Origin of the sequence: Micromonospora pattaloongensis, from assembly GCF_900107255.1 — a bacterium.
GTDB classification, from domain to species: Bacteria; Actinomycetota; Actinomycetes; order Mycobacteriales; family Micromonosporaceae; genus Micromonospora_I; species Micromonospora_I pattaloongensis.
In genome coordinates this window covers 898,726-912,446 of sequence record NZ_FNPH01000001.1, presented here as the reverse complement: position 1 = coordinate 912,446, position 13,721 = coordinate 898,726, and the positions used below count along the sequence as shown (strand labels likewise).

The following is a 13,721-nucleotide window of genomic DNA, read 5'->3' as shown; positions in this document are numbered from 1 at the left end:
GAGCGGAGAGGTGATTTACCAGCACTGGGAGTAGGAGCGCAGTGCAAATTCGTCGCGAAAGCTTCGGAGGTTTGAATCCTTCACCTGCCACCAGTTGCGCGAACGGCCCTCGACCAGCAGAGATGTGGTCGAGGGCCCGTCCTCGTCTAGTCCCACCCGGTCCCGCCAACGTCCCCCGTCGCTTACTACGTGGGGGCGTAATGGGGGAACGCGTCTGTCTGGTGGTGACCGGTCAGAGTCGTCCTCGACCCCATTTCCCCGACCGAGGACGGAGTACCGGCAAATCTGGTAGGTGCTGCCCCGAGCGGCAGAGACCCGACCTGCCGGCGGGCCACTTCCCGACCTTCTTGGTCTTGCCCGACGCCTGTGCGAGCGCGCTCGCAGCGAGCATCCGGGTGCGGGCCGACGAGCGGCCGTGGCGCAGGGCAGCAGAAGCCTTTCGGGCTACTTTCGCGCTGGTGACCTTGCCTCGTCCCGTGCTCGTGCTCTGTTACCTGGGCAAACGTGGTCACCATGGTCGTCGTCGATCGGCCATGATCGGCCTACGGCGGCCTGGCGACGGCCTGGCCGAGTCAAATCGTGCCCTCCGCCCGTTGGTCGAGCAAGGCATGGGCAACTGCCGCATGCGTCGGCTGGTCGACAAGAAAGATCGTCTGAACGTCTTTCAATCCGTACGCATGTTCGACAGTATTGACATAACCAACCCAGGGAGTGGCCATGGCAGATAAGAGCGCCATCGAGTGGACCGAGGCGACCTGGAACCCCACGACAGGTTGCGACCGAATCTCCGCAGGCTGCGACAACTGCTACGCCCTCAGCCTGGCGAAGCGCCTGAAGGCAATGGGGTCTGCGAAGTATCAAAACGACGGCGACCCACGCACCTCCGGACCTGGCTTCGGCGTCACGCTCCACCAGGACGCGCTGAGCATCCCTATGCGCTGGCGGGAACCGCGAACAGTGTTCGTCAACTCCATGAGCGACCTGTTTCACGCTCGCGTGCCGATCGACTACGTGCGTCGGGTGTTTCAGGTCATGGCTGACACCCCGCGCCACACTTACCAAGTCCTCACGAAGCGGGCATCACGGCTGGCGCGAGTTGGTGACCAGCTTGACTGGCCGCCGAACGTGTGGATGGGCGTCAGCGTGGAGACGAAGCAGGAACTCGCAAGAGTGGATCACCTCCGGGTCGTGCCGGCAGCGGTCCGATTCATCTCCGCGGAACCATTGCTTGGCCCCCTGGACGGCATCGATCTCACCGACATCCATTGGCTGATTGCCGGCGGCGAGTCTGGACAGGGCGCCCGCCCTGTAGACCCCGCGTGGATCCGAGGCCTACGGGACGAGTGCGTCGGGGCAGGGACAGCCTTTTTCTTCAAGCAGTGGGGTGGGAGGACACCGAAGGCAGGTGGCCGGCTGTTGGATGGTCAGACGTGGAACGAGATGCCGTCGAGGGAACTTACGCCGGCTCGATGAGTGTCTGGAGGAGCTTGCTCTTGCCCTTAGGGCTGGTCTTAGTCACATGAGGGTAGAGGCGCGTCCACGCGTTGCGTAGGTGGGTCTGGCGGGCCTGGCCGGCGGCCTCCCCATAGACCTCGCTGTACCGCTTGCTGATCACGAAGGGTTTGCCCTCGCCTAGCAGTCGACGTAGGTTCGCCTCGATTTCGTTGATCCAGCCATCCTCTAGCGCCTGTTCACTCGCCAGGAACGTCGCCTCGTCCGCAAACAGCGTGTCGGCGTTCTCGATGTCGTACACAGCCTTGCGCCACTGGCCGAGACCGAGGGACAGGGCTTCGGCGAACTCGCTGAATCCGTCGCGATGGCGAGTGAGAAAGACCAGGTAGTAGACGGGCTTGTGGCGAGCACGGTTACGAACCGGCGTCACCCACCAGCTGCATCGTTGATTGGCAGCCAGCCGGCGCGTGTACTCGACGACCACCGCCATCTCCGCGTGCTCCTTGTCGTCTCCGTGATCGAGCCAGACCTTCTGCCACCAGTCCCCGCCGCAGGCGGCATCCATCCGGGCGAGGGTTGCTGGCTTTCCGGGGTTCTCTTTGGTGCTCGTGAGAAGCCCGGCCACCCGCCGTAGGCCAACGGCGCTGAAGTTGATCAGCAGCTCGGTAGCCGGGGGGTGCCCTGGCCGCTGCGCGAACACTCGCGCCGTCGTCGCGAACGGAATCATGACCCCGAATGGATCGAGGTAGACCAGTGCGGGAATGCCCTTCACCAGAGTCAACAGGTCGTCAAGGTGGTCCTCGATGCTGCCGGAGAAGACCTGCATTGGCAGACCTGCTCCCTCAGTCCGGACCAACTGCTGAAGTTTTGCCAGGGACTCCGGGTCACTCTCGACGAAGTAGCCCTCCAACTTCCGGTTGATCGGCTGGAGTTCTCGCGCCTTCCGCAGCAAAAGGGCAGGAGAAGCCTCGTCGCCGTTGTCGTACCGCCCCTCCCCCGCGTACCCGTCGATGACGGCCACCCTGTGGTCAGGGGAGTACAGGCCGGTCTTTCCCACGAAGGGACTGACGTACTTGTCGATGATTGAGTGCTTCAAGATCGCTGCTGGCTTCTTGCCCTCAAAAAATCCCACCTGTCCCTACACCTGACCTTCTTGGCTGGCGATCTGACTTATAGTGAACGATCGATGCCTTTCTGTCATTATGATCTATCGCCCCGGTTCCGAGACACCCTCTCGTTAGTCGATTTGTGTCAGGTGGACGACAGCCGTGCCCCGTAGCAATACCGTCTGCATCTCAATCCGATCTTGACGCGAAACGGGCAGCAGCGCGCCCGGCAGGCGACCGACGAGGCCGTGGTGGGGATGCGGCGCGAGCATCACGGGCGGCCTGGCCTGCCGGCAACGCCGGCCCGAGGGGTCGCAGAGGCTCCAGGTCAAGGACGGCCCGCAGGGCCGTCGCGTAGCGACGCGAAGCGCCCTTGAGGTCGGAGGGGCAGCCCGGCATCCTTCGCGTCGCATCCCCGCCTCGGCCGGCGGTGAGTCGCCCTACGGCGCGGCGGTGCGACGGCCGGCGCGCGCGGGCGGCTACGGCCCACGAACCTGGCTGAGGCGGGTGTCGCGAGAGGTATCCGCAGCGTAGGAGAGGTCCAATCGCCGGAAGTGGAAATTCTGTAATCCGATATTCACAGCCGCTTCGCCGAGTCATCTGCCGATGACGCGTCGTTACATGGGCATGGACGTGTTTTCACGAACGTTCCTGCCCGCCGCCGCTGAAGCCGGCGTGGCAATTCCGATCGTCAGCCGACACATGCCCGTCTTCCGGCGCTGCGTGGCGCCCGACGACGTCACCGTGCTCGTCACCCGCTGCCTCCGGCCGGACCGCGCGCTGCAGGGCGAATTCCTGCTGCTGCTGACCTACCGCCGGTTGGTCGTGACCCAGCAGACCCGGGTGCTGCACCGGCTCCGCCTGCACCTCAACACCGACCTGCGGGACCTCGGCAACGTCACCTGGAACGCCGATCCCCGGGCCGGTTCCGTCGAGCTCGCGGCCACCGCCGTCGACGGCGTCCGCGAGCGCTTCCACATGAAGGTCGGCCAGCCGAAGCAGGTGTGGCACCTGGACGCGCTGCTCACCCACGCGTTCCGGCGCCGACTCCCGACCGCGCCGGCAGGCCCGATGCCGCAGCCGCCCGCGGCCACGACCCCGCAGACGACACGCCGACTCAGCCCCGCCGCCGCCTACTGACCCCAGGATCGTCGTGACCTCGGCTTGCCGGGTCCGTACAGAACTTGCCGGGGTCCGTACAGAACTCGAACACGGCGGTGACGTCGGCGTGGTCGCCCATCCGTCACGATGGGCGGCGTGACGACCGAGCAGCAGCAGCGCGGCCTGGTCCTGGTGGTGGAGGACGAGCGCGCCATCGCCGACCTGGTCCGGATGTACCTGACGCGCGACGGGTTCGGGGTGCACGTCGAGCACGACGGAACGGCCGGGCTCGCCGCCGCCCAGCGGCTGCGCCCGGTCGCCTGCGTGGTGGACATCGCGCTGCCCGGCATCGCCGGAACCGAGTTGTGCCGACGGCTGCGTGGGGCCGGTGACTGGACCCCGGTCATCTTCCTGACCGCCCGCGACGACGAGGTCGACCGCATCGTCGGGCTCGAACTCGGCGCCGACGACTACGTCACCAAGCCCTTCAGCCCCCGCGAACTCGTCGCCCGGGTCCGCGCCGTGCTGCGGCGCGCCGGCGGGGACCCCGGCGCCCCTCCGCCGCGTACGGTCGGCGCGGTCACGCTCGACCCGCTCCGCCGGCTGGTCAGCGTGGACGGCGCGCCGATCCATCTCACCTCGACCGAGTTCGACCTGCTCGCGCACCTGATGAGCCGGCCCGGGCGGGTCTTCACCCGCGAGGAGCTGCTCGCCAGCGTCTGGGGCTACGCCTCGCACAGCGGCACCCGCACCGTGGACGTGCACGTCGCCCAGGTACGCGGCAAGCTCGGCGGCGCCGCGACGCTGATCCGTACCGTCCGCGGCGTCGGGTACGCCTGCGATGACTGAGCCGCACCGCGGGCGATCCGAGCCGACCGTGCCGTTGCCGGTGCTGCGGAGACGCGGGCCCGAACCCGGGCCGGGATCACGCGTCGGCCGTACCCTGACGGCCCGCGCGGTGCTGGTGTCCTGCGCGGTGGCGCTGGTGTCGATGGTCGTCACCGCGCTCGTCGCGGTGCCGCTCGCGGTCCGCGCCGTGGAGCGGGAGGCCCGCGAGTCGCTGGCCGCCCAGGCCCGGCTCGCCGCGGACCTGATCCGTCCCCGTCTGGACCGGGGCCGGGCCGCCGACGAGGAACGGGTGCTCCGGCGGCTGCGCGATCAGGGGATCGACGCGTACCTGATCCGCGCGGGCACGCCGGACCGTCCGGGGCTGCCGCCCCAGCTCGTCGAGCGGGTGGCCGCCGGTCGGCCGGTCTCCGGCGTACGGGTCGTCGCGGGCGTGCCGTCGATCGTGGAAGCGCGCCCGCTGCCCGGCGGCAGCGGTGTCGTGCTCACCCGGCAGCGGGCCACCGGACTGTGGCGGCAGGTGGGACGCAACCTCTGGCTGCCGCTGCTCGCGGGCCTCGGCGCGGGCGTCGTCGCCGGTGCGCTGCTCGCCCGCCGGCTCGCCCGGCCGATCCGCAACGCCGCGACCGCCGCCGCCCGGCTGCGCGCCGGCGACCGGAGCGTCCGGCTACCGGTCGAGCCGCCGGCAGAGGCGGCCGATCTCGCCCACGCGCTCAACGCGCTCGCCGCGGCGCTGGCGACCAGCGAGGGGCGGCAGCGGGAGTTTCTCCTGTCGGTCTCGCACGAGCTGCGGACCCCGCTGACCGCGATCCGCGGCTACGCCGAGGCGCTGGCCGACGGGGTGATCGCCCCGGACCAGGCGGCCCGGGCGGCCGAAACCGTGCTCACCGAGGCCGAACATCTGGACCGGCTCGTGAGCGATCTGCTCGCGCTCGCCCGGCTGGACGCGGCGGACTTTCCGCTGGACCCGGTCCCGATGGAGCTGACCCGATTGGCGGCGGAGGCCAGCCGCGCCTGGGCCGACCGGTGTGCCGCGGTCGGAGTGGTGCTGCGTACGGAGATCCCGCCGGAGCCGGTGCCCGCGTACACCGATCCGGGGCGGATCCGGCAGGTGATCGACGGACTGCTGGAGAACGCGCTCCGGGTCGTACCGCCCGGCGCGCCGGTGGTGCTCGCGGTGCGCGACGCCGGGCCGGACGGGGCGGTGATCGAGATCCGGGACGGCGGCCCCGGCTTCACCGACGACGACCTCGCCGTGGCGTTCGAGCGGGGCGCTCTGCACCAGCGCTACCAGGGGATCCGCAAGGTTGGCAGCGGCCTGGGACTCGCGCTCGCGGCGGGTCTGGTGCGGCGGCTCGGGGGCGCGATCGTGGCCGGGCACGCCCCGGAGGGCGGCGCGCGGTTCACCGTCTCGCTGCCGCGCGACCCGGCCCGGCGCCCTCTTACCTGATCCGTACAGAGCGTTGACGGCGCGCTCGTGCGCGTCGGGGACGCTGACCGCACACCCGACGAGAGGAAAGCGATGAGACGTTTCGGAGTCGTCGTGACGACCGGCTTGATGGCGGCGGCGGGCGCCCTGGGGCTCACCGGCTGTGCTGCGGGCGGCGGCGCCGTCGACGGGGCCCGGGAGTCCGCGGTGGAGGTGATGGCCGCGATGGGTGCCGAGGGCCAGGCGCTGGTGGCGTTGGGGTTCGACGCGGATGACGTCGCGCCCGACGCCGAGCCGGTGGCCGCGCCCGCGGGCTCGCCGAGCGCCGAGCCCCGGAAGGGCGAACGCGGCGAGGCGGCGCGCAAGCGGCACCCGGCCCGGGTGCTGTTGCGGCGCAACACGCTGCACGGCGAGGCCGTGGTGCAGACCAAGGACGGCACGAAGACCGTCGCGGTCCAGCGCGGCACGGTGACCGCGATCGACGGCACCACGATCACCGTCAGGTCGACGGACGGGTTCACGTTGACGTGGACGTTCGGCGACAAGCTCCGGGTGGTGGAGCGTCGTGCCGAGGTGCAGCCGGACCGGGTCGCGGTCGGCACGGTGGTCGGGGTCGCCGGTACGAAGGACGGTGACCGGGGGGTCGCCCGTCTGATCGTCATTCCGAAGAAGAAGTAGCCATGCCCGGCGGTCCGGCCGTGCGCCCCCGGGGCGGTCGGACCGCCGGGTCGGCTGGTGACCCCCGGCGGGGACGAGCCCATGGTCCCTACGGCCGAAAATCGTCGGAAAGCGCCCGATCGTCGGCCGCGGCTAATGTGCGCCGGCCCACCAGGCTAGGCTAGGGCGGATTCGTCGTCAGCACCGTGGAGATTCCCGTGAAGCTCTCGATCCTCATGCCGGTCTACAACGAGGAAGAACGCATCGCGGACGCCCTGAAGCAGGCGCTGGCGGTCGACTATCCGTGCGACATCGAGCTGGTCATCGTCGATGACGGCAGTCGCGACGGCACCGCCGAGGTGCTCGGCCGCACCGACGACGCGAGAGTCCGGGTCATCACCCATCCCCGCAACGCCGGCAAGGGCGCCGCGATCAAGACCGCGGTGGACAGCGCCGAGGGCGAATACATGGTGATCCTCGACGCCGACCTCGAATACGACCCGCAGGACATCCCGAAGCTGCTCGACCCGGTCCTCGACGGCCGGGCGACCGTCGTCTACGGCAACCGGACCTTCGGCAGCCACAGCGCCTACAGCTTCTGGTACGTGATGGGCAACAAGGGCGTCACGATGGCCGCCAATGTCCTCTTCAACTCCTACATCGGCGATCTTGAGACCTGCTTCAAGCTGATGCCGGTCGCCCTCTACCGCTCCCTCGACATCCGCTCCCGCGGCTTCGGGATGGAGGCCGAGGTCACCGGCAAGCTGCTGCGCCGGAAGATCCGCCCCTACGAGGTCCCGATCAGCTACCGGGCCCGTAACCGCGAAGAGGGCAAGAAGATCACCTGGAAGGACGGCGTCGAGGCGCTCTGGATCCTGGGCCGCGAGCGCACCCGACGCCGTGTGGTCACCGCAGGAAACCGCTGATCGACCGCCGCAGTCCGGCGGCGTCCAACCCGTGCCACCGGTCGTGGTCGGCCGGGGTGCCGTACCGGTGCAGATCGGCGTGGCCGACGCCGAGGCTCAGCAGCCGGTGCGGCCGGTCGGTCAACGCCGCCGCGACGACGGCGCTCGACGTGCCCGCCAGGTACGGCTCGACGAGCACCACGTCCCCGGCCGCGAGCGCGCGTAGCCCGGCGACGTCGAACGGCCGCGGCGTGTGCGTGTAGGCGACCGTCACGTCCAGTCCCTCGACCGCGCCGAGCGTCGCGTCGAGCAGCGGCCCCACCGCGATCACCAGTGGCGCGTCGCTCCGGCCCTGCCGCAGCACCCGCAGCCCCCCGTCACCGGCGTGCGGATGCGCGTTCTGCGCGGTGGTCAACCGCACGTAGACCGGGTCGTCATGGGTCGCCGCGGCCCGCAGCAGCGCCGGCACCTCGTCGGGGTGCCCCGGCACGTGCACGGTCCAGCCGCCGAGCGTGTCGAAGAGCGCCACGTCGCCGGGGGACATGTGCGTCCGTCCCATCTGGGACCCGTCGTACGAGGCCCCGACGCTGACCAGCACCGCGCCGACGCCCTGGTGGCCGAGGTCCAGCTTGATCTGCTCGTACGCCCGGTCCACCACGAACGGCGCGTAGGAGTGCACGAAGGGGCGCAGTCCGGTCAGCGCCAGCCCGCCGGCGACCCCGAGCATGAGCTGCTCGCGGATGCCGACGTTGAGCACCCGGTCCGGATGGCGCACGGCGGCGGGCGCGAAGGCGCTGGCCGAGATGTCGGCGAGCACGAGCGCGGTGCGCGGGTCGGCGTCGAGCAGGGCGGTGGTGGTGTCGACGAAGGTCTGCCGCATGGTCATGCTCCTACCTGGTCCGCGTCGCCGGCGCCGTCGGCGCTCCGCGCCCCGCTGACGTAATCGTCCTTGGGGGCGACGACCGCGACGACGACGTGCGGTCGGTGACTGTCGTGCCCGGTCAGCGCGGCTTCCAGGGCGTCGTGGTCGCGTCCGTCGACGGTGGTGGCGCTCCATCCGTTGACGGTGAAGCGGCTGGCGATCCCGCCCGGCCAGCCGTGGCTGGCCGAGTGGTTGTCGACGACGATCGCGGTGAGGCTGCGCAGGCCGGTCGCGCCGGCGTACGCGATCGCCTCGTGGTTGGAGCCCTCGTCGAGTTCCGCGTCACCGAGCAGGACGTAGACCCGCTGGTCGGTGAGGCCCTGGGCGCGCAGTCCGAGGGCGGTGCCGACGCCGAGACCGAGGCCATGGCCGAGTGAGCCGGAGCCGATCTCGACGCCGGGCACCAGCAGCCGGTCGGGGTGGTGGCCGAGCCGGCTGGCCGGGCCGGCGAGGTCGTCGAGCCAGTCCGCCGGGATGAAGCCCTTGGCGGCCAGCACGGCGTAGTACGCGGCCGGCCCGTGCCCCTTGGAGAGCAGGAACCGGTCCCGTTCCGGATCGTCGACCCGGTCGGGCGTGACCCGCAGCACCCGGTCGTAGAGCACCCAGAGGACGTCCAGGGTCGAGTGCGCGCTGGGGCCGTGTTTCTCGTCGCCGGTGAGCCGGCGCAGCAGCGGGCCGAGCGTGGGCGCGCTGTCGGTGGCTGTCATAACGCTCATGCGGATAGCCTGCAAGTTGAAGGGCACTTCAACTCAAGGCGGCGCGATGCACGAATCCCTCACCATCGGCGAGCTGGCGGCCCGTTCCGGCGTGGCCCCGTCCGCGCTGCGCTACTACGAGCGGCTCGGGCTCATCCGCGCGGTGCGCACGACCGGCAACCAGCGCCGGTACGAGCGGTCGGAGCTGCGGCGGGTGTCGTTCATCCGGATCGCGCAGCAGGTGGGGGTGTCGCTGGAGGAGATTCGCGAGGCGCTGGACTCGCTGCCGGATTCGCGTACGCCGAACAAGAGCGACTGGGCGCGGCTCTCCGAACGGTGGCGCGCCCGGTTGGACGAGAAGATCGGGCTGCTCACCCGGCTCCGCGACGACCTCACCGGCTGCATCGGCTGCGGCTGCCTGTCGCTGCAGCGCTGCGGCCTCTACAACCCGGGCGACGCGCTCGCCGCCGACGGCCCCGGCCCCCGCATCCTCATGCGTTCCGCCCCGGTTCCCGCTCGACGGTGAGCAGGACCTTGCCGAGGTGGTCGCTGGATTCGACGATCCGGTGCGCCTGCGCCGCCTCGGCCAGCGGGAGGCGGCGGTCGACGATGGGGCGGACGGTGCCCGCGGAGATCAGCGGCCACACCTCCTGGTGCACGCCGCGGACGATCTCCGCCTTCTCCGGCACCGGCCGCGCCCGCAGCGTCGTCGCGTGCACCGAGGCGCGCTTGGCCAGAAGCGCGCCGAGGTTCAACTCGGCCTTGCGGCCGCCCTGCAGACCGATGATCGACAGCCGGCCGCCGATGGCGAGCGCATCGACGTTCCGGTCGAGGTACGGCCCGCCGATGATGTCGAGAATGACGTCGGCACCTCCGGCGATGCGCTTCGTCTCGGCGACGAAGTCCGCGTCCGTGTAGTCGATCGTGTGGTGCGCGCCCAGCTCCCGGAGCCGGTCGTGCTTGCCCGCGCGGGCGGTGGTGATCACGGTGGCGCCGAGCGCCGCGCCCAGCTGGATCGCGAACGTGCCGATCCCGCTGCCGCCGCCGTGCACCAGCAGCGTCTCGCCGCTGCGCAGCCCGGCGAGCCGCACGACGTTGGACCACACCGTGCAGGCCACCTCGGGCAGCGCGGCCGCGTCGGCCAGGCTGACGCCGGTGGGGATCGGAAGCAGCTGCCCGGCCGGCACCACGACCCGCTCCGCGTACCCGCCGCCGGCCAGCAGCGCGCAGACCCGGTCGCCGACGCGGTGGTCCGGCACGTCGGGCCCCACCGCGGTGATCACACCCGAGCACTCCAGACCGGGGTACGGCGGGGCGCCGGCCGGCGGCGGGTAGAGGCCCTGCCGCTGCAGCAGGTCCGCCCGGTTGACCGCGGAGGCGGTGACGTCGACGACCACCTCGCCGGGTCCGGGCTCGGGGTCCGGGACCTCGGCCCAGACCAGCGCGTCGGGTCCACCTGGCTGCGGGATGGTGATGGCGTGCATGGGTGCCTCTATACCCTTCTCGGTCACGGCCAGTCGGTGACGCGCCACCCGCGAGGGTCCGGCGCCATGGCAGACTATGCACGGCGGCGGATGTCCCGGTCTGCGGGTCCGCGGCTGCCGGGAGGGCTCGCCTAGTGGCCGATGGCGCTGGTCTTGAAAACCGGTAGGGCGGGTAACCGTCCTCGTGGGTTCGAATCCCACGCCCTCCGCTCATGCTCCGGGCTCTAGTGACCATGGCCGTCGATCCGTACCGTGTGGGTACACGATGTACCCCACCGGGTGAGGTGTGCCATGACGGATCAGACGCAACCCACCCCCGGCAGCCGTGTCGAGCGTCTGCGCCGCGCCGCCGGTCACTCCCGCGAGCGCCTTGCCGGGCTCGCAGGTCTCAGTCCCACCACCATCAAGTTCATCGAGACCGGCCGCCGCTCGCTGACGCTCCGCGCCGCACAACAGCTCGCACCGCACCTCGGGGTGCGCGACCTCGGCGACCTGTTCGGCCCGGCTGTCACCCTGTCCCTCGATGTCCGCCCTCTGCATCCCGCTGTGGACGATGTCCGCAAGGCGCTTACCGCCTGGCATGTTCGTGTCGACGGCGAGCCGAACTCGCCGGAGTACCTGCGCGGTGCGGTCGATTCGGCATGGCAGACGTGGCACACGTCCCGGCAGCAGCGTACGGAGGCCGGAATGATCCTGCCCGGCCTCCTCGACGCCACCCAACGCGCGGCGCGGCTGCATGAGGGCGCTGACCGCCGTCGCTCGCTGGCGATGCTGGCGCAGGCGTACCACCTCGCGCAGGCATACCTGGCCTGGCACGGAGATCGTGAGCTGTGCTGGCTGACGGTCGATCGCGGCATGACCGCGGCACTTGACGCGGACGACCCGCTGGCTGTCGCGCAGGCGATTTGGTACGCGGCGCACCTGTTGCGCGCCGTCGGTCGCGGAGAGGAAGCGCTCGAACGGCTGCGCGAGGCGCGGGAGCTGATAGAGCCCCGCGTTGCCGATGGCCCGATCGAGTACGCCGAGATGCTCGCCGACCTGCATTTGTGCATGGCGCTGACCCGTGCTCGCATCGGCGACCAGGGAGCCTGGTCGGACTGGGGGACGGCACGCGACGTGGTGCACCGGGCGCTCCCTGCTGACTACGTGGGTCTGCGTACGCGGGTCTCGCGGCCGCTGGTCGACGTGTACGCGGTGATGTGCGCGGTCGACCTCGGAGATCCGGACGAGGCGCAGCGGCGGGCCCACTCGCTCGATCCGGCCTCGATTCCGTCAACGGAGCGACGCGGCCGGCACTACGTGGAACTCGCACGTGGCGCCGACCTGGAAGGGGCGCCGGAGGCGACTCTTCACCTGCTCGCGAAGGCGGATGCCACGTCACCGGAAACCGTGCGGTATTCGCCGGCGGCGCGGGACATGCTGACCCGGCTGGCCGCCGACGCTCCGGCGGCAATTCGTTGGGAAGCGGTCGACCTCGCGAGCCGGGCTGGCGTAACGCTGTAGGGGTACGGGCCGTAACCGGGTACAGCACGTACCCATCGACCACCATTCACCTACGTAGTGTCACCTCACGGTCGTCTGATCGCGCGTCGCACCGAGGCCGAGCCCCGTAGCCGCTCGCCCGTCGACGGCCGCCCCAAGGCGAGGTGCCTGCGGTCCCTCATCCCGTAGGCGCCCGCCTCATCCGGGCGCGGTGGTCCGCATGTCCCCCGTGGCGGACCACCGCGCCTCCGCGCTGGAGGTGACGACATGCGCAGATGGAAATGGTTCCAGCGACGCGACGAACCGGTCGACATGGTCGGTCCCGCGACGAGTTATGCCCGGAGACGCGGCGCGAGCGCCCCGGGCTGCGCGCCGACAGAACGCCCGGCCTGGGACGCCGTGACGTTGATGATCTCGGACACTCCTCTGATCACGATGGGGATGCGTCAGCTCTACGGCATCCGGCAGCGCCCCATGGATCCGTCATGATCCGGATGTTGCTGCGGACCGGGTGGCCGGGTGCGTTACTCCTCGTGATCTTCCTGGTTGTCGTCACGAGCCCGCTGTGGAAGCGCCTTTGATGCACGATGGGCCGCCGACAGCCAGCGACATCGCCTGGGCGGCTCGTCTGGTCGTCCGTCAACACGAATCGAGCGAGTGCCCGCACTGTCGGCCCGACGGGTGCTGGATGTTGCAGTGGGCAATGGCTGAGCTTGTACCGAAACCGCGGGGCGTGCATGGGCGCGATCGCTTGTGGGGAGATAACGCGCCGGTAGTCCCATTACGGAAGGATTGGCGCATGACTCTTGAACGCCCGATGGCCCCCGATCCGTACGACCTGTTGCCCGCCGTGCCGTCGTTCGAGCTGACCAGCGAGGACGTGCGGGACGGGCAGCCGATGGAGAGCGTGTTCGCCCACGACAGTGTCGGCGGCGACAACGTCTCGCCGCAGCTCACCTGGTCGGGCTTCCCGGCCGAGACGCGCAGCTTCGTGGTGACCTGCTTCGACCCGGACGCCCCGACCGGCAGTGGCTTCTGGCACTGGGTGCTGGCCAACGTCCCGGTGCAGGTGACGCAGTTGCCGCGCAACGCCGGCAGCGAGGCGAGCGCGGGCGCGGTCTCGGTCCGCAACGACTACGGCGCACTCGGGTACGGCGGCGCCGCCCCGCCACCGGGCGACCGCCCGCACCGGTACGTCTTCGCGGTGCACGCCGTCGACGTGGACGAGCTGCCGGTAACGGCCGAGTCGAGCCCCGCCTACGTCGGCTTCAACCTCGCCTTCCACACGCTCGCCCGCGCTACGCTGCGGCCGACGTACCAGATCACGGACTGACGACCGGGCCCCGCGGTCCCCGGCGCGCGCCGAAGCCGCGCCGGGGACCGACCGCCGCCCGCGCCCGCGGGGGCACGTGAGAAGTTCTCGTAACGGTACCCGGTCACCTCACCCGATTTGGCCATTCCCACGGAATTCCGCGGTTTTATCCCTGCGCCCCTGATAAGTCGGCCAACCGGCAATTCGATCAAGAATGGCTGGGCCATCATGTGGGCGGACCTACCGATTCGCCGGGCCAGCGCGGGTTAATGCGGCATCGCGCGTGATCCCGTGCGCACTCATCTCGCGGAGGGATACCGACATGGGCAC

The 13,721-nt window shown here is 70.4% G+C and carries 13 protein-coding genes and 1 tRNA gene; 10 read left to right on the top strand and 4 right to left on the bottom strand.

Translation table 11 applies throughout. The features are described from left to right. Positions 1 to 717 precede the first annotated feature (717 nt). Complete coding sequence (locus BLW47_RS04405; RefSeq protein ID WP_091552546.1) at positions 718 to 1,473, top strand: DUF5131 family protein; 756 nt, start codon at positions 718 to 720, stop codon at positions 1,471 to 1,473. Here BLW47_RS04405 and tcmP read toward each other — a convergent pair. Then, entirely contained in the window at positions 1,457 to 2,584 is a 1,128-nt protein-coding gene (gene tcmP, locus BLW47_RS04400; protein WP_091551618.1) for a three-Cys-motif partner protein TcmP, read from the bottom strand. The genes BLW47_RS04405 and tcmP overlap by 17 nt on opposite strands. 601 nt (positions 2,585 to 3,185) lie before the next feature. Between tcmP and BLW47_RS04395 the strand changes: the two genes are divergently transcribed. The 5 genes from BLW47_RS04395 (at position 3,186) to BLW47_RS04375 (ending at position 7,517) form a co-directional block, all read left to right on the top strand. Next, positions 3,186 to 3,698 carry a hypothetical protein gene (locus BLW47_RS04395; protein WP_245736433.1) on the top strand — a complete coding sequence of 171 codons (513 nt, stop codon included), beginning with the start codon at positions 3,186 to 3,188 and terminating at the stop codon, positions 3,696 to 3,698. A gap of 117 nt (positions 3,699 to 3,815) precedes the next feature. Next, entirely contained in the window at positions 3,816 to 4,508 is a 693-nt protein-coding gene (locus tag BLW47_RS04390) for a response regulator transcription factor (RefSeq protein WP_245736336.1), read from the top strand. Beyond that, positions 4,501 to 5,955 (top strand): sensor histidine kinase, encoded by a 1,455-nt coding sequence (locus BLW47_RS04385; RefSeq protein WP_091551613.1) that lies wholly within the window; start codon positions 4,501 to 4,503, stop codon positions 5,953 to 5,955. The genes BLW47_RS04390 and BLW47_RS04385 overlap by 8 nt, the downstream gene beginning before the upstream one ends. 72 nt (positions 5,956 to 6,027) lie before the next feature. Continuing rightward, positions 6,028 to 6,612 (top strand): hypothetical protein, encoded by a 585-nt coding sequence (locus tag BLW47_RS04380; RefSeq protein ID WP_091551611.1) that lies wholly within the window; start codon positions 6,028 to 6,030, stop codon positions 6,610 to 6,612. 197 nt (positions 6,613 to 6,809) lie between these two features. Next, complete coding sequence (locus BLW47_RS04375; RefSeq protein ID WP_091552543.1) at positions 6,810 to 7,517, top strand: glycosyltransferase family 2 protein; 708 nt, start codon at positions 6,810 to 6,812, stop codon at positions 7,515 to 7,517. On the opposite strand, the gene BLW47_RS04370 is transcribed toward BLW47_RS04375, so the two are convergent. Further along, the gene (locus tag BLW47_RS04370; protein WP_091551608.1) at positions 7,498 to 8,376 is read right to left on the bottom strand and encodes a transketolase family protein; all 879 of its coding nucleotides are present in this window, start codon (positions 8,374 to 8,376) and stop codon (positions 7,498 to 7,500) included. The two genes, BLW47_RS04375 and BLW47_RS04370, sit on opposite strands and share 20 nt — an antisense overlap. Positions 8,377 to 8,378: 2 nt before the next feature. After that, positions 8,379 to 9,134: a transketolase gene (locus BLW47_RS04365; protein ID WP_091551605.1), complete on the bottom strand. Its 756-nt coding sequence runs from the start codon at positions 9,132 to 9,134 to the stop codon at positions 8,379 to 8,381. Between the two features lie 46 nt (positions 9,135 to 9,180). Between BLW47_RS04365 and soxR the strand changes: the two genes are divergently transcribed. Next, positions 9,181 to 9,639 carry a redox-sensitive transcriptional activator SoxR gene (gene soxR, locus BLW47_RS04360; protein WP_091551602.1) on the top strand — a complete coding sequence of 153 codons (459 nt, stop codon included), beginning with the start codon at positions 9,181 to 9,183 and terminating at the stop codon, positions 9,637 to 9,639. Here the strand turns inward: soxR and BLW47_RS04355 are convergent. Further along, a complete protein-coding gene (locus BLW47_RS04355) occupies positions 9,605 to 10,597 on the bottom strand; it encodes an NAD(P)H-quinone oxidoreductase (protein ID WP_091551600.1) in 993 nt (330 codons plus the stop codon). The two genes, soxR and BLW47_RS04355, sit on opposite strands and share 35 nt — an antisense overlap. A gap of 120 nt (positions 10,598 to 10,717) precedes the next feature. On the opposite strand from BLW47_RS04355, the gene BLW47_RS04350 reads away from it, so the two are divergent. From BLW47_RS04350 to BLW47_RS04340, 3 genes are all read left to right on the top strand, one after another. Continuing rightward, positions 10,718 to 10,806, top strand: a tRNA-Ser gene (locus BLW47_RS04350). A gap of 82 nt (positions 10,807 to 10,888) precedes the next feature. Continuing rightward, complete coding sequence (locus BLW47_RS04345; protein WP_091551597.1) at positions 10,889 to 12,100, top strand: helix-turn-helix domain-containing protein; 1,212 nt, start codon at positions 10,889 to 10,891, stop codon at positions 12,098 to 12,100. A gap of 778 nt (positions 12,101 to 12,878) precedes the next feature. Further along, positions 12,879 to 13,412: a YbhB/YbcL family Raf kinase inhibitor-like protein gene (locus BLW47_RS04340; RefSeq protein WP_091551595.1), complete on the top strand. Its 534-nt coding sequence runs from the start codon at positions 12,879 to 12,881 to the stop codon at positions 13,410 to 13,412. The last annotated feature ends 309 nt before the right edge of the window (positions 13,413 to 13,721 follow it).